At 40.5% G+C, this 20,125-nt stretch carries 18 protein-coding genes; 17 read left to right on the forward strand and 1 reads right to left on the reverse strand.

Translation table 11 applies throughout. The features are described from left to right. Nucleotides 1–13 precede the first annotated feature (13 nt). The gene (locus CSV63_RS07635; protein ID WP_099695299.1) at nt 14–649 is read right to left on the reverse strand and encodes a DUF1232 domain-containing protein; all 636 of its coding nucleotides are present in this window, start codon (nt 647–649) and stop codon (nt 14–16) included. 625 nt (nt 650–1,274) lie between these two features. Here CSV63_RS07635 and CSV63_RS07640 point away from each other — a divergent pair. The 17 genes from CSV63_RS07640 to hemB all read left to right on the forward strand — a co-directional run bounded on the left by CSV63_RS07640 (nt 1,275) and on the right by hemB (nt 20,124). Further along, the gene (locus CSV63_RS07640; protein WP_099695300.1) at nt 1,275–1,901 is read left to right on the forward strand and encodes an HD domain-containing protein; all 627 of its coding nucleotides are present in this window, start codon (nt 1,275–1,277) and stop codon (nt 1,899–1,901) included. A gap of 273 nt (nt 1,902–2,174) precedes the next feature. Next, nucleotides 2,175–3,260 carry a TRAP transporter substrate-binding protein DctP gene (gene dctP / locus CSV63_RS07645; RefSeq protein ID WP_099695301.1) on the forward strand — a complete coding sequence of 362 codons (1,086 nt, stop codon included), beginning with the start codon at nt 2,175–2,177 and terminating at the stop codon, nt 3,258–3,260. 11 nt (nt 3,261–3,271) lie between these two features. Next, nucleotides 3,272–3,781, forward strand: coding sequence for a TRAP transporter small permease subunit (locus tag CSV63_RS07650; RefSeq protein WP_099695302.1), 510 nt, complete (start codon nt 3,272–3,274; stop codon nt 3,779–3,781). Then, nucleotides 3,765–5,087, forward strand: coding sequence for a TRAP transporter large permease (locus CSV63_RS07655; RefSeq protein ID WP_099695303.1), 1,323 nt, complete (start codon nt 3,765–3,767; stop codon nt 5,085–5,087). Before CSV63_RS07650 ends, CSV63_RS07655 begins: the two co-directional genes overlap by 17 nt. 123 nt (nt 5,088–5,210) lie before the next feature. Beyond that, a complete protein-coding gene (locus CSV63_RS07660) occupies nt 5,211–5,765 on the forward strand; it encodes a helix-turn-helix domain-containing protein (RefSeq protein WP_099695405.1) in 555 nt (184 codons plus the stop codon). 404 nt (nt 5,766–6,169) lie between these two features. Beyond that, nucleotides 6,170–6,799, forward strand: a complete 630-nt coding sequence (locus CSV63_RS07665) for an SIMPL domain-containing protein (RefSeq protein WP_099695304.1) — start codon at nt 6,170–6,172, stop codon at nt 6,797–6,799. Nucleotides 6,800–6,868: 69 nt separating this feature from the next. Continuing rightward, nucleotides 6,869–7,795, forward strand: coding sequence for a diacylglycerol/lipid kinase family protein (locus CSV63_RS07670; protein ID WP_099695305.1), 927 nt, complete (start codon nt 6,869–6,871; stop codon nt 7,793–7,795). Nucleotides 7,796–7,873: 78 nt separating this feature from the next. Beyond that, complete coding sequence (locus CSV63_RS07675) at nt 7,874–8,839, forward strand: tetratricopeptide repeat protein (protein WP_099695306.1); 966 nt, start codon at nt 7,874–7,876, stop codon at nt 8,837–8,839. Between the two features lie 244 nt (nt 8,840–9,083). Then, a complete protein-coding gene (tig, locus tag CSV63_RS07680; RefSeq protein WP_099695307.1) occupies nt 9,084–10,370 on the forward strand; it encodes a trigger factor in 1,287 nt (428 codons plus the stop codon). A 210-nt stretch (nt 10,371–10,580) separates the two neighbouring features. Continuing rightward, on the forward strand, nt 10,581–11,849 hold the full coding sequence (gene clpX, locus CSV63_RS07685) for an ATP-dependent protease ATP-binding subunit ClpX (protein WP_099695308.1): 1,269 nt from the start codon (nt 10,581–10,583) through the stop codon (nt 11,847–11,849). Between the two features lie 136 nt (nt 11,850–11,985). Then, nucleotides 11,986–14,307, forward strand: a complete 2,322-nt coding sequence (gene lon, locus CSV63_RS07690) for an endopeptidase La (RefSeq protein WP_099695309.1) — start codon at nt 11,986–11,988, stop codon at nt 14,305–14,307. Next, nucleotides 14,304–14,885, forward strand: a complete 582-nt coding sequence (gene yihA, locus CSV63_RS07695) for a ribosome biogenesis GTP-binding protein YihA/YsxC (RefSeq protein ID WP_099629782.1) — start codon at nt 14,304–14,306, stop codon at nt 14,883–14,885. The genes lon and yihA overlap by 4 nt, the downstream gene beginning before the upstream one ends. Before the next feature lie 129 nt (nt 14,886–15,014). Continuing rightward, the gene (gene hemA, locus CSV63_RS07700) at nt 15,015–16,391 is read left to right on the forward strand and encodes a glutamyl-tRNA reductase (RefSeq protein WP_099695310.1); all 1,377 of its coding nucleotides are present in this window, start codon (nt 15,015–15,017) and stop codon (nt 16,389–16,391) included. Between the two features lie 221 nt (nt 16,392–16,612). Beyond that, a complete protein-coding gene (gene ccsA / locus CSV63_RS07705; RefSeq protein ID WP_099695311.1) occupies nt 16,613–17,443 on the forward strand; it encodes a cytochrome c biogenesis protein CcsA in 831 nt (276 codons plus the stop codon). Between the two features lie 15 nt (nt 17,444–17,458). After that, complete coding sequence (hemC, locus tag CSV63_RS07710) at nt 17,459–18,388, forward strand: hydroxymethylbilane synthase (protein WP_099695312.1); 930 nt, start codon at nt 17,459–17,461, stop codon at nt 18,386–18,388. Next, nucleotides 18,381–19,163 (forward strand): uroporphyrinogen-III synthase, encoded by a 783-nt coding sequence (locus CSV63_RS07715; protein WP_099695313.1) that lies wholly within the window; start codon nt 18,381–18,383, stop codon nt 19,161–19,163. The genes hemC and CSV63_RS07715 overlap by 8 nt, the downstream gene beginning before the upstream one ends. Further along, nucleotides 19,144–20,124: a porphobilinogen synthase gene (gene hemB, locus CSV63_RS07720; RefSeq protein ID WP_099695314.1), complete on the forward strand. Its 981-nt coding sequence runs from the start codon at nt 19,144–19,146 to the stop codon at nt 20,122–20,124. The genes CSV63_RS07715 and hemB overlap by 20 nt, the downstream gene beginning before the upstream one ends. Nucleotide 20,125 lies beyond the last annotated feature (1 nt).

Here is a 20,125-nt window from a genome sequence, read left to right on the forward strand (position 1 = left end):
CCTACTCGTTTAATTATGAATTCTTTGTTAGAACGCTTGAAGCAATTTGGACCGCGATCGCATCATCTAGATATCCGACCGCAAAAATGTAGTCCGGGATGACATCTACAGGAATGATAAAGTATAATAATGCGCTGCCGATAATGGCTAGATCACGTTTTGCAACATCTTGCATTTTAAACCGTGTAAATAATTCTTTCATTTGATCGACGAATGGACCTACTCCGCCCGCCAGTTTTAACTTGTTATCGAAGTCATGTAAAATTCTTTCTCTTCCATCAGTGCTTTGAACATATGCTTCGTAACTTGCAAGTTGATGTTCGACTTTTTCAATAGAGATATCCGCAGATAGAAGTTCTGAAGTTTCGACCAGTTGTTGAATCGTTTCATCGTATGTAGAATGAATCACATCTTTATGATCAACCGGATAGCCTGCCGCGTGAAGTAACTTGGCTAATGGAATTTCTAAAATTATTGCGAATTTTTCTAGATGATCCAGTGTTGCTTTACGTTTTTCATTAATGATTCTGGAGATGGTTGAAGTGTCAATATCTGTAAGCTCGCTTAGTTTGCGCATGGACAATGAACGATCTTCTAAAACCTCACGCAACAACTGCCCGACAGACAGACCAAGACTACTTTCTGACATGACACTCCCCCTCCAATTCTACTACACCGGTAAAAATATCTACTTCTCTCAAAATAATAAATGGTTGTTGGCAAATTGTCAACAGTTATAAGCAAGGATCTTTTTTTGTCGAAAAACGTCTGCCGTTGATTATAGTAAAGTTTGACTGAATCACAATCCATAGGCTTGCTCCTATCGTTATTTTCTAATAGGTATATAAATAGGAAGCGAATGTGTCGAATGATAGGCGACTACATTTTTGATGCGTGATCTTCCAATTTTATTGCTGAATCCAATCTGCATGTTATCCGTATTCTTACAAGTCGAACTATGTTTAGAATCCTTGCTGTTCCTGAATGGAGTAATGTGTATTAATGATTCAAGACACGGAAAATGGATTGATAGGGTTGCCTAAACAGCTTATAGTACGACAAGGCTGTAATAAGTATTCACAACATCGGGATGCATGTTAAACTTTATTACGGTGAAGAATACGGTGCCCCAGTAAATTCTGCTTTAAAAATGGAAGGACTATAACGATTTGTCTCAGTAATTCAACGAAATGAATTTCATTCGTCAGGAAAAAAGAACTGATTATCTGGGCTGTAATCGCATATAACTAATGGAAAAAGGGGGAAGGGATTCAATGCAAGAAATGATAGCAAAATGTAAAATGGAAGTTATAGGTATTTATAATAAATTTGATGCGAGTCATGATCTTGATCATATTGATCGTGTAATGAAAAATGCAGAGAAAATTTTAGCGACAGAACCCAGTGCTGATGAACTAGTCGTCCGTTTGGCAGTTCTGTTGCATGATGTAGAAGATGCAAAATATGAAGAGATGCATGAAGTTACTACGATAGAGTTGCTTGAAAAAATAGGTGCGTCACAACAGATTGCAGACAATGTGATGTCCGCGATTGAAAGTGTTTCATTCAGTGGTGGCAATGCAAAAGATATTACATCCATTGAAGGCGCAATTGTCAGAGATGCTGACCGTTTGGATGCCATTGGCGCTGTCGGCATTGCGCGAGCATTTGCATTTGGCGGGGCACGCGGCAGGAAACTGTACGATCAACAAGAAGTAGCGCGAATGGATATGTCTGAGTCAGAATACCGTATAAAAGAAACGGCTACTGTCACACATTTTCACGAGAAGTTATTATTACTTAGCGAATTGATGGTCACGAAGGAAGGTACGCGTTTGGCACAAGAGCGGCATGAATTCATGGTCCAGTTCCTAAATCAATTGAAGGTAGAAATTGAATAATATAGCCTATGTTAGAATGAATTTAAATTATAGTACACACAGTCTTGGAAGTCTGGATAATCAGATTTTCAGAGACTGTTTTTTATTGTTTTCACTTTTGTAATATAAAAAAGTATTTAGTACTGGAAATCCATTAAAATAACATAGCAATATAATTACAGTAAAAAAGAAAATCTTGTTGACTTTACACTCACACTGTAATTATAATGAATTAATTCTGACGATTAGACGTAATTATCAGAATGTAAGCGATTTCAAAAAAGGAGGAGTAATATGTTGAATAAATCTTTATCGTTTATTAGTTTGCTACTCATCTTTCTAATGATTTTATCTGGCTGTCAACTTAATCAAACCATACCTAAAGGAGAACAAAGAGTTTATAAGTGGCGTATGGTCACGCATCAAATACCAGGTACTGCGCGGTATGATGGAACGATATTGCCATTTGTCAAAGCAGTAGAAGAAATGTCAGGCGGCCGCTTAGTGATTGAGCCGTTTGGTGCCAATATTTTATTCCCGACAAATGAAACATTTGATATGGTGAAAAATGGTGTTGTTGATCTAGCTGCTGTCTATACAGGTTTCTGGACAGGTAAAGATCCTGTTTTTGCTTTAGGTGGAGGCACGATTCCCGGCGATCCGATTTCAGGCTTTGAAGAACATTTCTATCGTTCGGAAAAGCTACAGCCTATTATGGATAAAGCCTATGAAAAGCATGGAATCAATAGCTTGGGTGCATTCGATTATGCTCCCGAAGAAATCTTGATGTCGCAAGTACCGATTCGTTCTGCTGATGACTTCAAAGGAAAGAACATTCGTGCTGCTGGTGTGGCGAGTCTTTTTTATGGAAAACTTGGTGCATCCGCTATTTCATTATCTGCACCTGAAATCTATACAGGTCTACAACTAGGGACAGTAGACGCAGCGGAATTTAATGATTATCTGGTGAATGGGGAAATGGGGTTAAATGAAATATCGGAATACATTATCGAACCTGCTTTACATGTTGGGCCGAGTTCCGATAAAGAGCTAATCGTGAATCCGAAATCTTGGGAAGAGTTGCCTGATGATTTGAAGGCGATTGTGCAGGTAGCAAGAGACAAAGTGCGCTATCAATCTGCCATTGCATATGGCGTAGAAAGTTCAAAAGCAAAAACTGAATGGATGACCAATCCAGACATTGAATTCATTCAATTGCCAGAAGAAGATATTGAGGAAATGCGTGAAAAAGGATTCGAAATGTTGAATGATTATAAAGAAAAAAGTGAAGCAAGTAAAGAATATGTAGAACAATATGCTGATCTATTAGCTGAACTTGGTTATATCGAACAAGCAAAAAAAATAGGTTATAAAGAATAGGCGGTGGCTACATGATTCTCTTAACAACTATAATAGAAAAAATGTCGTCTATCGCTGGAAGAATAGCAGGCTATCTAATGATTCCACTAACGCTAATAGTCATCTATACCATCATCACGAGACGCTTTTTGCATGATGCACCAGATTGGGGTTTTGAAGTGCCGATTTTCATATATGGGGTATCCATATTACTAGCGGGAGCAGAAGTGCTTAGAGTGAAAGGCCATATCGCAGTGGATATCATTCCGCGTTTATTGTCTCCTAGTTGGAATAAGTTCTTTGGTATATTTGCAATGTTACTTGTCATTTTAGTGGCTTCGTTCCTGATCTACCGTGGATCTCTTATGGCCATCGAATCGACAATGATAATGGAGCATTCATCTCATCAGAGTTCGTTTAACCCACAGATATGGTGGTTCAAGTGGTTTATTCCAATCAGTGGCTTGTTAGTTTGGTTACAAGCTTGGGTCGAAATCTATAAAATCGCAACTGGAGGTAGCGCAGATGATTCTTCTATTTGAGTATGCTCCAATTGCGATGTTCGTTTTATTGATGCTCCTTCTGTTTTTAGGAGTACCAATAGCATTTGCATTATCTACAGTTGGTGTAGTATTTGCGTTAATGATGTGGGGGATTGATAGTACTAGTCTATTAACTAGCGCTGTTTGGGGTGTGATGAACAATTTCACACTTATTGCAATTCCTTTATTCATTCTGATGTCCGTTTTATTGGAAAAATCCAATATCATCACCGAATTATATGATGCTGTCTACAAGTGGTCAGGTGCATTGCGCGGTGGACTAGCGATTGCGACCATTTTAGTAGGTGCAATTATCGGTGCGATTTCGGGGGTAGTTGCAGCGGGCGTAATCGGTCTAGGATTAATCGCATTACCGCAGATGATGAAGTATAAATATAATGAATCATTAAGTTTAGGATCGATCATGGCAGGAGGTACACTAGGACAACTTATTCCACCAAGTTTAAACATGGTCGTCTATGGCGCTATTACTGGTGTATCGGTATCTAGTTTATTTGCTGGAGGCTTAGGTGCTGGATTCATTTTAATTGGATTGTTTATAGCGTATATTTTATTCCGTGCTTATAAAAACAAGAGTACGGCCCCTTCGTTAGAAAAAGAGGATCGTGCTACAACTCGCGAGAAACTGCTGGCAACGAAGTCTGTCATCTTACCGATGATTTTAATCGTGATAGTACTTGGTTCAATTTTCACAGGCATTGCGACTCCTACCGAAGGAGCGGCAGTTGGTGTTCTGGGCACTTTACTTATTGGTCTATTCACCAAGCGTTTAAATTTGGTGAAGATCAATCTAGCGCTTAAAGAATCTACTAAAATGACGGGGATGGTAGGCTGGATATTGATTGGCGCGGCAGCATTTTCCGCTGTGTTCTCTGGAGTAGGTGGAAATCGTTTTGTTTCCGAAATGGCTCAATTGGCCCCTGGAGGTAAATGGGGCATCTTAGCTTTCTCTTTGGCTTTCATAATTTTACTAGGAATGTTTCTGGAGACAATGGCATTGATTATGCTGGCAGCTCCGATAATTTCACCGATTATCGCAAATGCTGGTTTTGATCCCCTTTGGTGGGGTGTTGTCTTCATGGTGGTACTTCAATTAGCATATTTGACACCGCCATTCGGATTTGCGATCTTCTATCTAAAGAGTGCGGTGGGCGATAAGGTAAGTATCGAGAAGATTTATCGTGCAACTTTTCCGTTTATTATCATCCAACTTATTGCAACGCTTATTTTCATTTTGTTCCCAACGTTAGCTACTTGGCTTCCTGCCGTATTGAGTTCAAAATAGACGAGTATAAATAGTGGAGAAGACTCTTGATGAAATTGGGAGTCTTCTTCATTATATAGGGAATTATTTTAGTATTGATGTTAGAATACTAGGAGGGTAATTTTTAATAAGGGATGGATGGGAATGGATGTAGAGCTAGGAAGAGAAATTCAACGAATTCGTAAAATGAATAAATTGACGTTGAAAGATGTTAGTGAAAAAAGTGGGTTATCCGTCAGCTTTTTGTCCCAAGTAGAACGTGGGATTAGTTCGGTTACTTTTACTTCATTGCGCAGGATTGCAGAGGCGTTAGATGTTCATATTAATCTGTTCTTTGAAGAGTCCGTAGAAAAATCTTCGATCAATAAGCAGACTATCAAAAAGACTGCCGATCAGCCTAATTTCACTTTTACTAATTTAGTAGGTGATATGGAGAATCCGTTATTTTTTCCTGCGCGTATTGAACTGAAGCCGGGTGAATCACATACACATCCATATTCACACCAGGGGCAAGAATTTGTCTATATACTGGAGGGTGAACTCAAAGTGATATTGCAAGATTACTCAGATACATTTTATATGAATGAATCTTTCCATATTGACTCCATGCAGGAGCATATATGGTTTAACGAGACTAACCAGCCCGTCACATTGCTTGTTGTAAGTGCAAATGCAGATGTTGCATCTAGTGAAAAATAGATTGCCTATTCTGAACTCGATAGGATAGAATGAAGTAACTAATATTAATCTATCCGATAGAGAAAAAGGTGACGTCTTGGACAGAAATAATCGATTATTCATCATTACACTCGTTGTCATCGCCTTGTTTACATTAGGTGGATTCGCAGTACAAAAAGGATTCCTCACATTTTAATACTGAAACGGATATTCAAAGCTCATCGGTCATAATGGATCGAGAGCTTTTTGTTTCGATTGGAAGAATTGTTTTACATGTTCACTCATAAGGTCCTCTCAGCCAGTTATCTTATGTTTGCGATTAAGTGTTTTTATACGTTTAAGTACGTGAGCAAACAAAAAGTGGGTATAAATTGGTTCGAGTGCTGCATAGAAATGATAATACTGTAAAAGGGAGAGTGTTCTATATGTTTAAAGAACAAGAAACACGAATGATTACTGTATTTGGTGAAGGGGCAGTAAAAGTCTCGCCTAGTACGGTTCACGTTGTATTGTCTGTAGTATCCAGAGGAACGGAATTAGGAGAGATCCAGCAAGAAAACGCTAGACGGATGAATCAAGTAATCCAGTCGTTGCAAAAAGCGGGAGTTGCAGAAGCATCCATTCAAACGACTGATTTCCAAATTCGTCCAGTCTATGATTACGTGAATGGAGAACAACGTTTTCAAGGATATGAAGTGATTAATTCTATCCGCATGACAAGTGACGAACTTTCACGAACAGGAGAATTCGTCGATCTTGCGGTCAAGAACGGTGCGAATCAAATCGGGTCGATCGAATTCACGATGCCGAATTCAGATAAACACTATCAGCGAGCGCTAGTGCTGGCCTTGCAAGACGCAGAGACAAAAATGATTACGATTGGGACTTCATTGAAACTACAGAATCGACCCATCCCATTGAAGATTGAAGAGCAACATACATCTCAACCAGTAGCATTCCGCGCAGTGGCAATGGCAGATACGGGCAAAACACCAATCGAATCGGGTACGATGACGATCCGTGCAAGCCTGCAAGTGAAATATCAAATAGTCTGACAATAGTCTAGTAAGTTAATTGGCAGTCTGCTACTATGATGAAAAAGGCTATCGAAAGAGGCGGTCCGTATGGATGTACATTTCATCATTAACGAACAAGCTGGCGATGGTAAGGGAGCCAAGTTATGGGCAAACTTGCGAAAGAATAGTAGTTATCCATTTCATCTGACCGAGCGACGAAACCATGCGAAAGAACTTTCACAGCAACTTGCTGAACAAACGGATGTGTCGTTATTGCTCGTCGTAATAGGTGGGGATGGGACAATCCATGAAGTGCTAAATGGCGTTGCAGGTTATCCTCATGTAACGGTCGGGATTATGAAAGCGGGCTCCGGCAATGATTTTGCAAGGACTTTTCCTGCATTTAATAGTTTGCAGGAAGTGGAATCTTATAGCGTAAGGGAACCGGTTAAGAGAAGAATTGTCGACTTTGGTTCTGTTCGATTGAGCAACACAGATCAACGTTGTTTTGCAAGCAACTGTGGTTTTGGCTTAGATGCGGATATTTCATTGGCGGTCAGTCAATCTACTATTAAAAAGACGTTAAATAAATGGAAGCTTGGCAGCATAGTGTATGCACTGACCGTAGCGCGCAGTTTATTAGCCTTCAAACCATTCAACGCAACCGTCCAAATAGACTCGGATACACGGATATTTGAGAATGTCTGGATGATCACCGTCAGTAATCAAAAATACTACGGTGGCGGTATGAAAATTTCTCCTCATTCTATTTATGATGATGGAGAGTTTGAGCTGACAGTCATCCATTCTATTTCTGTGCTGAAATTTCTTGCCGTATTTTTAACGGTATTCAATGGAAGTCATACGAAGTTAAAGGGAGTTTCGACGTATAAGAATGACAAATTCATCATGGAGACGGATCGGGTAGTAGGTTGCCATACCGATGGGGAATTTATTGGGACAACTACAGATCAGCCTGTCATTTGCGAAGTCGATCAGCGTAAGTGGTTTATAGCAGATAAATCGATAGTGTAAACGCGTCATGGCGTCAAGGTGGAATCGGTTTAGAATGCTGTGCTATAGTGAAAGTAACAAAGCAGGCAGGTGATTACGGTGCAAAAAAAGCACAGAAAAGTCATTAAAAAAGGGAATGTGGTCGTCTTTCCTGGAACACTCGAACGTCTTCATCGGGAAGGTAGACAAGCATTGGAACGTGACCTTCATGAAGAAGCGGCACGAAATTTCGAATCTGTATTAGAAATTGATCCTGAAGATTACACAGTTTTTGATGGTTTGGCTATTTCTTTATATGAAATGAAAGAATATGAACGAGCAAAAGAATTCGCACTTCTTGCTATGCAAAACCAAGCTGGCGATTACATAGAACTACTCGAGCTTTATCTTTCGATTTCGATTCAATTACAGCAATACGATGAGGTAGAGCTGACGATACAAGGTTTGTTGGAGAAAGAAATCATTCCAGAAAATAGCTTGCAGAAGTTTCAATATTTGCGAGAATTGAATAGTCGATTAGCTGATCGTTATGAAGAACCTTCTATTGAGGAGCCTTCTATTACAAGCGAGCAATTTCACCAAATGGGACCGATGGAGCAACAGGAATTCTTACTTTCATTGCAACATCAGAAATTACAGCCGTATATTCCGGTGTTAATAGATGTAATTGAAACAGAGGAAGCGTTACCTGTTGTGAAGACCTATGCGTTGATGTTATTGCAACAAATAGGCTATCAAGAGTCACTAGCTGTTCGAAAATACCACTTTGAAACAGAAGCTAATCCATCGAGACTCGTTTCACCTGAAGAAGATCAATTCGTTCAGGAAGTGCAGTTTCTTGCCAAAGCGCAATTTGAGAAAGATCCGACAGCTAGTGAACTGGTTGTCAATCTGATCCTTAAGTACAGTGTCTTACTGTTCCCGTTTCATTGGGGGCCTTACACAGCCGAAGAGGTGGCGGGCGCGTACGTTGCGTATGCAAAGCAGTTATTGTATGGCAAGGAGATAGAGGATTCTTCATTACTATCGTTCATACGTTCGGTGGATGAAGAAATGGAACGTTGACAGTGATTAATTCTTGAAAGATGAATAGACTATGTTATACTAAAATGGTTGTCAACTGCTTACCTGTCCTCAGCAACGTTGTCGCTTCTTACAGGCGGAACAAATTGAGCCGATTCAGGTAAAGCCTTCAAAGAGTGTCGAAGATTTTTTAGGATGTACAGAAAAAATTCAGATACAATCATGCGAAGGTATAATTGATTAAAATAAAAATAAAAGTATTGCAAATGATTTGGAGGTCATACATATGACAGTTAAATGGGAAAAATTAGAAGGTAGCGAAGGGAAACTTACGTTTGAAGTTTCTGTAGATCGTTTCAACGAAGCATTGGATGAAGCGTTCAAAAAAGTAGTAAAGAAAGTACAAGCACCTGGTTTCCGTAAAGGAAAAATGCCACGCAAAATGTTCAACAAAATGTACGGCGAGGAATCACTTTACAACGATGCTATCGATATCGTACTACCTGGAGCATATTCTGCTGCAGTAGACGAAGCGGACGTAGATCCAATCGCAGCTCCTGAAATCGACATCGAAAAGCTAGAAAAAGGCGAGCCTGTTGTTTTCACTGCAATCGTAGCGCTTAAGCCAGAAGTGAAGCTTGGAGAATACAAAGGTCTTGAAGTAACTCGTCAAGCAGTTGAAGTAACAGACGAAGAGGTAGACGCACAGCTTCAACAACGTACTGAAGCACTAGCAGAAATGGTAGTCAAAGAAGATGGCGTTGTGGAAGACGGCGATACAGCTACAATCGATTTCGAAGGATTCGCTGATGGTGAAGCTTTTGAAGGTGGACAGTCAGAAAACTACGAACTTGTAGTAGGTTCTGGTTCATTTATTCCAGGATTTGAAGAGCAAGTAGTAGGCATGAAAACAGGAGAAGAAAAAGAAATTGAAATCACTTTCCCTGAAGAATACCATGCTGCTGAATTAGCTGGAAAGCCTGCTACATTCAAAGTGAAAGTGAACGAAATCAAGTCTAAAGAAGTTCCTGAACTTGATGATGAGTTAGCAAAAGAAATCGACGAGAGTGTATCTTCTGTTGAAGAGTTACGCACGAAGTTGAAAGAAGAAGCTGAAGAACTGAAAAAGAATGATTCCGAAACAGCTCTTCGTGACGATTTAGTAGAACAAGCTGCAAGCAACGCTGAAATGGACATTCCACAAGCGATGATCGATTCAGAAACGGATCGTATGATGCAGGACTTCGAACAACGTCTACAAATGCAAGGCATGAACTTGGATCTTTACTTCCAGTTCTCTGGCCAAGACGAGCAAACACTTCGCGATCAGATGAAAGACGACGCACTAAGCCGCGTACGCGTTTCATTGACGCTTGAAGCAATCGGTGCAGCTGAAGAAGTAGAAGTGCCAGAAGAAGAAGTACAAGCTGAACTTGAAAAAATGTCTGAGCAATTCGGTATGGACGTTGAGCAAATCAAGACTACTCTTGGTGGCACATCTGTACTGGAGAACGATCTTCGTTTCAATAAAACAGTACAACTACTTGTTGACAACGCAAAAATCATCGACTAATCTTTCTATATGAATGCAACAAGGTACGGGTTGTCCGTACCTTGTTTTTCTTAAATAAAAGAACTTCATGTATAGTCTTCCGGAAACTCCGCAAGCTAGAACACAAATAACCATACATATCTGGCTAGTTGTAATCGGTCATTAAGTTCTAAATAGTTGATTAAGTCATGGTAATCTTGTAGTATATTGACTTGAATAGGGGTGAGCATAATGTTCAAATTTAATGATGAAAACGATAACCTTAGCTGTTCTTTTTGTGGGAAATCTCAAGAGCAAGTCCGCAAATTAGTAGCAGGTCAAGGTGTTTATATTTGTGATGAATGCGTTGAACTTTGTGCGGAAATCGTGGAAGAGGAAGTAGGTCTTGAAGAAGGCTTCGAGCTAAAAGATGTTCCGAAACCAAGAGAAATCCAAGGTATTCTCGATGACTACATCATTGGGCAAGATCGCGCAAAGAAATCACTCGCTGTAGCAGTGTACAATCATTACAAACGGGTAAATTCAAGCAGTAAAATTGATGATGTCGAGCTAGCTAAATCGAACATCGTCTTAATCGGCCCAACTGGTAGCGGTAAAACATTATTGGCGCAAACGTTGGCTCGTATTTTGGATGTGCCATTTGCGATTGCAGATGCGACTTCATTAACTGAAGCAGGCTACGTTGGGGAAGACGTAGAGAATATTCTCTTGAAATTAATTCAAGCAGCAGACTTCGATATCGATAAAGCTGAAAAAGGTATTATTTACATTGATGAAATCGACAAGGTAGCTCGTAAATCCGAGAACGCGTCGATTACTCGTGATGTATCTGGTGAAGGTGTGCAACAAGCCTTGCTGAAGATTCTTGAAGGAACGGTTGCGAGCGTTCCACCACAAGGCGGCCGTAAGCATCCTCATCAAGAGTTCTTGCAAATCGACACAACGAATATCTTATTCGTTGTAGGTGGAGCATTTGATGGAATTGAAGATATCGTTAAACGTCGTATCGGACGTAAAGTCATCGGCTTTGGTTCTGAATCCAAGCAAGAACTCAATGAAGAAGAAAGCCTATTGGCAAAATTGATTCCTGAGGATCTGCAATCATACGGTTTGATTCCAGAATTCATTGGTCGTTTGCCGGTAATTGCGACGCTCGATACATTAGATGCAGATACATTGTATCAAATTCTAACAGAGCCAAAAAATGCGATTGTCAAACAATACCAGAAGATGGTTGAATTGGATGATGTAGAACTTCAATTTGAAGATGATGCATTAATCGAAATCGCAAAAGAAGCGATTGCTCGGAAAACGGGTGCACGTGGACTTCGTTCGATTATTGAAAATATCATGTTAGATGTAATGTACGAACTACCTTCACTTGAAGAAGTGAAGAAATGTATCATTACGAAGGACTCTGTTCTTGGTAAGTCTACTCCGATCTTGCACCGAGAAGACGGATCTGTATACGAATCAGATAACGAAAAAAATACCGCATAACGCCGAAAAGGCAAAAGGCCGGCTCCACCGATGCGTATCTTATACGTTCGGCAGTCGGCCTTTTCTTACATAGGATTTTATTTACGCATTACACATTACACATACATATACATAACTTATTTGGAGGTGGCTATTCATGCCGACGATTCAAAAACAGAACATCCCATTATTGCCACTTCGCGGAGTGATTGTTTATCCGACGATGCTATTACATATTGATGTTGGCCGAGAACGCTCAGTTTTCGCTATTGAACATGCATTGGCAGGTGATAAACAAATTTTCCTTGCAACTCAGAAAGATTTGAGTTTGGAAAACCCGGAAATAGATGATTTATATGAAATAGGTACGCTGGCGACTATTAAATCCATGACTCAATTACCAAATGGTACGTATCGTGTATTAATCGAAGGCATACATAGAGCAGCGTGGAGCAGTTACCAAGAAGCTGACCTTTATCCAGTTGTCAATGTCACATGTTATAAAGAAAGTGAAGAAAAAGACGCAGAAGCAGAAGCGCTAATGCGTTCACTTGTTGCACAGTTCAAACGATATGCGAAGAACAGCAAAAGAATTTCCGACGAAACATTGGAGACGGTTGAAAGCATTCAAGAACCTGGTAGGTTGGCAGATATGATCGCATCCAACTTGCCTTTAAAATTAACAGCCAAACAAGAAGTGCTTGAAATATTGGATGTGCCGGAACGTTTGGAATGGCTAATCAGTCGAATGTATAATGAACAGGAAATCATGGAACTGGAGCAAAAAATTAATGAACGTGTGAAAGATGCAATGGAACGCACGCAAAAAGAGTTTTACTTGCGCGAACAATTAAAGGCAATTCAAACGGAGCTAGGCGATAAAGATGGTAAAGGTCTTGAAGTGTCCGAATTAAAAAAGAAAATTGAAGAAGCAAATATGCCGCAATCTGTCAGAGAGACAGCAGAGCGCGAGTTAGAACGTTATGAAAAGATTCCTTCCGCTTCAGCTGAAAGTGGCATTATTCGTAATTATATTGAGTGGCTCATTATGTTGCCATGGACTCATGCGACAGAAGATCAACTGGATTTGTCTCGGTCAGAAAAGATTTTGAATCGTGATCATGAAGGGTTGGAAAACGTTAAAGAGCGAATTTTAGAGTATCTCGCGGTGCGTCAGCTGACAAATTCTCTGCGTGGTCCGATACTTTGCTTAGATGGTCCACCAGGAGTGGGGAAAACTTCATTGGCCCGTTCTATTGCAGAGTCACTGGGACGTGAATTTGTCCGCCTATCTTTAGGTGGTGTCCGTGATGAATCCGAAATCCGTGGTCATCGTCGAACGTATGTAGGCGCGATGCCTGGGCGTATAATCCAAAGTATGAAAAAAGCAGGCACTGTCAACCCAGTCTTCTTACTCGATGAAATCGATAAAATGTCCAATGATTTCCGAGGAGATCCATCGTCTGCTATGCTGGAAGTACTGGATCCTGAACAAAACAGTACTTTTAGTGATCATTATATAGAAGAGCCGTATGACCTTTCGAGTGTTTTATTCATTGCGACTTCAAATGATCTGGGTGCTATTCCCGGTCCATTGCGTGACCGTATGGAAGTCATATCGATTCCCGGTTATACAGAACAGGAAAAACAATCGATTGCGATCAATCATTTGATTCCGAAACAGATGAAAGAACACGGCCTCAAGAAGTCCCAACTTCGTTTCCAGGAAGAAGCAGTTCTCGAAATCGTACGTTACTATACACGTGAAGCTGGTGTCCGTTCACTTGAGCGTGAAATTGCCAGCATTTGTCGAAAAGCAGCGCGTCAAATCCTAGCAGGTGATAAAAAAAGCCTAACAGTGAGTCCGAAAACTTTGGAAGCCTTACTTGGCAAAAAGCGTTTCCGCTTTGGACAGGCAGAAACAGTCAATCAAGTAGGTATGGCTACAGGGCTAGCCTATACATCTGTGGGTGGAGATACATTGCAAATTGAAGTATCATTATCTCCAGGTAAAGGTAAATTATTACTGACAGGTAAACTTGGGGATGTCATGAAGGAATCCGCACAAACTGCTTTATCCTATGTGCGTTCCAAAGTCATGACATTTCAAATAGATCCTGATTTCCATGAAAAATGGGATATTCATATTCACGTTCCTGAAGGCGCCACGCCAAAAGATGGACCTTCCGCCGGTATAACTATCGTAACGGCACTAGTATCCGCATTGACGGAACGCCCGATTCGCCGTGAAGTCGGTATGACAGGGGAAGTGACACTGCGTGGACGTGTATTACCAATTGGTGGACTAAAACAAAAAACGCTGAGTGCGCATCGTGCAGGATTGCGAACAATTATCATCCCGTCAGATAATGAACGTGATCTGGATGATATTCCAGATAGTGTAAGAAAAGAATTAACATTTAAACTCGTGTCGGATGCTCATGAAGTACTCGATATCGCTTTGGAGGAAAAGAAATGAAAGTCCATAACGTTGAAATGATTATGAGTGCGGTTCGTCCTGAACAATATCCAACAGAAGGTTATCCTGAATTTGCGTTGGCCGGCCGCTCGAATGTAGGGAAATCTTCCTTTATTAATAAAATGATTGGGCGCAAAAGTTTGGCGCGTACATCTTCAAAGCCAGGAAAGACTCAAACGCTCAATTTCTATAAAATTGAGGAAAAATTATTTTTCGTTGACGTACCGGGGTACGGTTATGCCAAAGTATCGAAAACTGAAAAAGAAAAATGGGGCGGTATGATCGAACAGTACATTACATCACGAGAAGAATTGCGTGCGGTAGTGCAGATTGTTGATTTACGTCACCCACCGACAAAAGATGACTGCATGATGCATGATTTCCTTTCTCATTACAATATCCCGACGATTGTCATAGCGACAAAAGCAGATAAAATACCTAAAGGTAAATGGGAAAAGCATAAGAAAATCGTTCGTACAACGTTTAACATGGAGATACACGAGCCGCTCATTCTGTTTTCCTCCGAAAAGGGTATAGGGATGGATGAAGCATGGCATGAAATTGAGAGTCGCATGTAAGAAACGGTCTAATTTTATCGAATTGTTACATTATGGCTTCAAACGATGTTCACAATTTGCATTCCGACTAAAGCGCTATGTATGTTATAATGAGTATAAGAAAATGATTCTGAAAGGTGTGAGCACCTAATGTATACAGTCGTTGTCGGTGTTAACCACCGAACCGCCCCTGTCGAAATTAGAGAGAAGCTATCATTCGTCGAGGCTGATTTGCCACAAGCGATGCAAACATTGCAACAGCAAAAGAGCATCTTGGAAAACATCATTATTTCTACTTGTAACCGCACAGAAATCTATGCGGTGGTGGATCAGATTCATACAGGACGATATTATATAAAAAGATTTTTAGCCGATTGGTTTTCTATTCCCATGGAGGACTTTTCGAGTCACTTGATCATTCATGAAGAAGATGGTGCAGTGGAACATTTATTACGTGTAACTGCAGGCATCGATTCCATGGTACTTGGTGAAACGCAAATTTTGGGACAAGTTCGTAGTAGTTTTTTCGCTGCGCAAAATATTGGTACAACCGGTACGGTATTCAACGAATTGTTTAAGCAAGCGATTACGACAGCAAAGAGAGCACATACCGACACAGCAATTGGTGAAAATGCCGTGTCAGTTTCCTATGCAGCAGTAGAACTTGGAAGAAAGATTTTCGGTTCACTCAAGGATAAGCATATTGCGATTCTTGGTGCAGGTACGATGGGTGAATTAGCAGTTAAGAACTTGCAAGGAAGCGGTGTTGGGAAGATTACTGTAATCAACCGAACATTCTCTAAGGCAGAAATTCTAGCGGCGAAATTTAATGGTGAAGCGAAATCTATGCAAGAGTTGCAGTGCTTATTACTCGAAGCAGATGTTTTAATCAGCTCTACTGGTGCTACTGAATATGTCATTGATTATGAATTGATGGACTTTGTAGAGAAACTGCGTAAAGGCAAGCCGTTATTCATGGTGGATATCGCTGTGCCACGTGATCTCGATCCGAAAATCGGTGAACTAAGCAATGTATTCTTGTATGATATCGATGATCTACAAGGCATTGTCGAAGCCAATTTGGCTGAACGTAAGCGTGCAGCTGAAGAGATCGGTCTGATGATCGAACAGGAAGTAGTGGCCTTTAAGGATTGGTTAACAACGCTTGGTGTCGTGCCAATGATTTCTGCATTACGCAAGAAAGCAAGTCGTATTCAGAGCGAAACAATGCAGAGTATCGAAAATAAAATGCCCGATTTAACCGAACGTGAAAAGAAAGTGCTGAACAAGCATACAAAATCCATTATTAATCAATTGTTAAAAGAACCTATTTTACAGGCTAAAGAATTATCTACTGATAAAAAAGCAGCAGAGAAACTCGCACTTTTCGAACAAATCTTTGGAATTTCTGAAGATGTCGTAACAGAAAAGGAACAGCTGGCATTACAAGCAAAAGAACGTCTTCAAAAGCGCGCTGATCAAAAATCAGATGCTGTGGATGTGACGAACTTACATTATCAACACTAATCCCAGGTGGTTCTGTATCTGTCTTTCACAAGAATGATACAGAACCACTTTTTTATTGCAGTTAAGTAGGAAATACATGCAGAACTATTCGGCAAACTAGTAGAAAGATGCTTATTATGGATGCAATTATTTGCAGTAACACCCTCTCATTTGAGACAATATAGACGAACACTCCTTACTAGCAAAAGAGAGGTTTTCGCTTGAAAGGCAGAGAATAGCATATGGTTGATTTAACCGTCGCAAGACTTCAGGAAGTCATGATTGTTCTTTATGCCCTCGGTCTTGTTTTTTACTTAATTGATTACTTGAAGAAGTCAAAAGTTGTTCATCGTACTGCCTTTTGGCTTATTGTTACCGTTTGGGTTACACAAACCGCGATTTTATCTCTTTACATTATTCAGATGAAGCGCTTTCCAGTATTATCGCTAGTTGAAGGAATTTATTTTTATGTATGGTTACTGGTCACATTATCTATTGTGTTCCAGTTGATTTATAAAGTGAACTTCATGGTGTTTTTCACAAATATCATTGGATTTGTATTTTTAATGATTCATGTCTTTTCCAATTTGAAATACACAGCATTCACTGTTGGTGATTCGCTTATTTCGGAAGTACTGTTTGTCCATATTACGTCAGCAATCCTCTCGTATGCAGTGTTCGCGTTAGCATTTGTTTTTGCGGTATTGTATTTGATTGTATATAACGTACTAAAAAGTAAAAAGTTTGGAAAACGCTTTTCCAGTCTACCGAATTTGCATCAGACGATGATGGGAATGAAAATGTCGATCTATACCGGCATTCCGATTTTATTCGTCAGTTTATTATTCGGTGTTCAATGGGCGTATGTAGCGCTTGAGAATTGGTCCCTATTTGATGTGAAAATAATGGGATCCTTTGCAGTATTACTCATCTATTCTTCGGTTATTTATTTCAACTATAAGGGCAAGCTTCAATCAGTGGAGTTTGCTTGGATGACGATATTTGCATTTCTTTTAACGGTTGTGAATTTCTTTTTGGGCAGCACGCTGTCACAATTTCATTTATGGATATAAGAAAGGAAGAGTTTTTTGAGAAAAATTATTGTAGGTTCACGTAGAAGTAAGCTGGCATTGACTCAAACGAAATGGTTTATTGAACAAATGAAGCAAGCAGGTGCACCATTTGAATTTGAAGTAAAAGAGATTGTGACGAAAGGTGATCAAATCTTAGACGTCATGTTATCAAAAGTGGGCGGTAAAGGGTTATTCGTAAAAGAAATCCAGCAAGCATTATTTGATAAAGAAATTGATTTTGCCGTACATAGCATGAAAGACATGCCTGCGGTAATTCCAAATGGTTTGACAGTCGGCTGTATCCCTAAACGTGTGGATCCACGTGATGCGTACATCGCAAACGACCATGTTCGCTTCATGGATTTACCAGTAGGAGCGGTTGTCGGAACATCCAGTCTTCGTCGTAGCTCACAATTATTGATGTTGCGCCCAGATATTGAAATTAAGTGGATTCGTGGAAATATTGATACACGTCTACGTAAGCTCCATGATGGTGAATTCGATGCAATCCTCTTGGCTGCGGCAGGACTTAAGCGTATGGGCTGGGATGACAGCATCGTCACAGAACACCTATCGCTTGAAGATTGTATTCCAGCAGTAGGACAAGGTGCATTAGCGATTGAATGTCGTGATGACGATACAGAATTACTAAATGAACTAGCGAAATTAACAGATGAGAGCACATGGATTGAGCTACAGGCTGAGCGCACGTTCCTTAATGAAATGGATGGTTCTTGTCAAGTACCAATCGGAGGATTTGCAAAGTTTGATGGTAATGAAGTGGAAATGACTGGTTTCATCGCGTCTCCGGATGCAATTCAAGTGTTCCGTGAAACGGTGAAAGGAAAAGATCCTGTTGCAGTGGGTAAAGAAGTAAGTAAAATTTTACGTGACCAAGGTGCTGCTGAAGTAATCGAGAAAGTGAAGGCGGAAATGGATGCGTAACGCTTTACCGTTAGCAGGAGAAACGGTTATTTTCACAGGAACACCAAAATCCACGGAAGCTGCCGAACTGGTGAAAAAGTACGGTGGCATTCCGGTTTCAATTCCACTAATTGAAGTGGGAGAAGTACAAAAGAAGGCTGATCAGCAAAAGTTGCAACAAGCAATGAAAGCTGATTGGCTCATTTTTACGAGCCAATCAGCAGTTGCTGCTTTCCGTGCAAAAATGTCGCGGTTCAATGTAACAGCAGATACGTTCAACGGAAAAGTGGCTGCAGTCGGAACTCGAACAGCAGCAGCGTTAGATCGACTCGGCTTTGCCGTATCTTTCATTCCAAGCGTGTTTAGTGCAGATGTTTTCGTCAAACAGTTTAATCCGAAAGAGTCGGAACGATTACACGTGGTCTTTTTGAAAGGTACACTTGCGGGTAGTTTGATTCGTGAGGAGTTGCCGTTTCATGTTTCAGAATGGACAGTCTATGAAACCAAAAGTGCAACGAGTGAAATAGATAAATTGTGTCGTTTTATACTTCACAAAAATCAAGTGTCCGTGCTGTTCGCAAGTCCGTCGGCGGTGGAAGTGTTCTCTTCACGTATTGCCCCGAAAACAACATGGTTTGGCTTTACGGTTTGCGCGATCGGTCATGTTACGGAACGAGCATTGTTAAAAGTAGGTGCGCCTGTTCACGTCAAGCCCAAAACGTATACATTAGTCGAGCTAGTCCATGAACTGGCCAAACGAAAGGGAGAGTTCACAAATGAGTCCAATAGAATTTAAGCGTCATCGTAGACTTCGTACACATCCTACCGTTCGAGCGATGGTTAGAGAGACAGAAATTAAAGCAGCGGATTTCATTTATCCTATCTTTGTTACAGAAGGCGAGAACGTGCGTAATCCAATCGCTTCTATGCCAGGAGTAGATCAGTTTTCTATTGATTTATTATTAAAAGAAACGGATGAAGTCGTCGAATTAGGTATTTCATCTATTATTTTATTCGGTATACCTTCGGAAAAAGATGCAACGGGTACTGAAGCATATGACGACGAAGGAATCATTCAACGTGCAACACGTGCAGTGAAAGAGCGGCATCCGCAATTGGTCGTTGTAGCGGATACTTGTTTATGCGAGTATACAGACCACGGTCACTGTGGCGTTATTCACGAAAATGATGTAGATAACGATGCCAGTCTCGTTCTGCTAGCGAAGACAGCAGTCAGTCAAGCAAAAGCAGGAGCGGATATTATTGCACCTTCGAATATGATGGATGGTTTTGTAGCGGTCATTCGTCAAGCGCTAGATGATGCAGGATTCCAAAACATTCCTATTATGTCGTATGCAGTTAAATATGCGTCTGCTTATTACGGTCCATTCCGTGAAGCGGCGCAATCCACACCACAATTTGGCGATCGTAAAACGTATCAAATGGACCCGGCAAATCGTATGGAAGCAATGCGTGAAGCGGAATCTGATATTCTTGAAGGCGCGGATTTCTTAATTGTTAAGCCGGCATTGTCTTACCTCGATATCATTCGCGACGTAAAAAATCATGTACTACTACCTGTCGTTGCGTATAACGTCAGTGGGGAATACGCAATGGTCAAAGCGGCTGCATTAAACGGCTGGGTAGACGAGAAGAAAATTGTGTTAGAAACATTAACAAGTATGAAGCGTGCAGGTGCAGATATCATCATGACATATCATGCAAAAGATGCAGCTCGCTGGTTGGAGGAGAAGTAAT

Origin of the sequence: Sporosarcina sp. P34 (genome assembly GCF_002743375.1) — a bacterium.
Taxonomy (GTDB): Bacteria; Bacillota; Bacilli; order Bacillales_A; family Planococcaceae; genus Sporosarcina.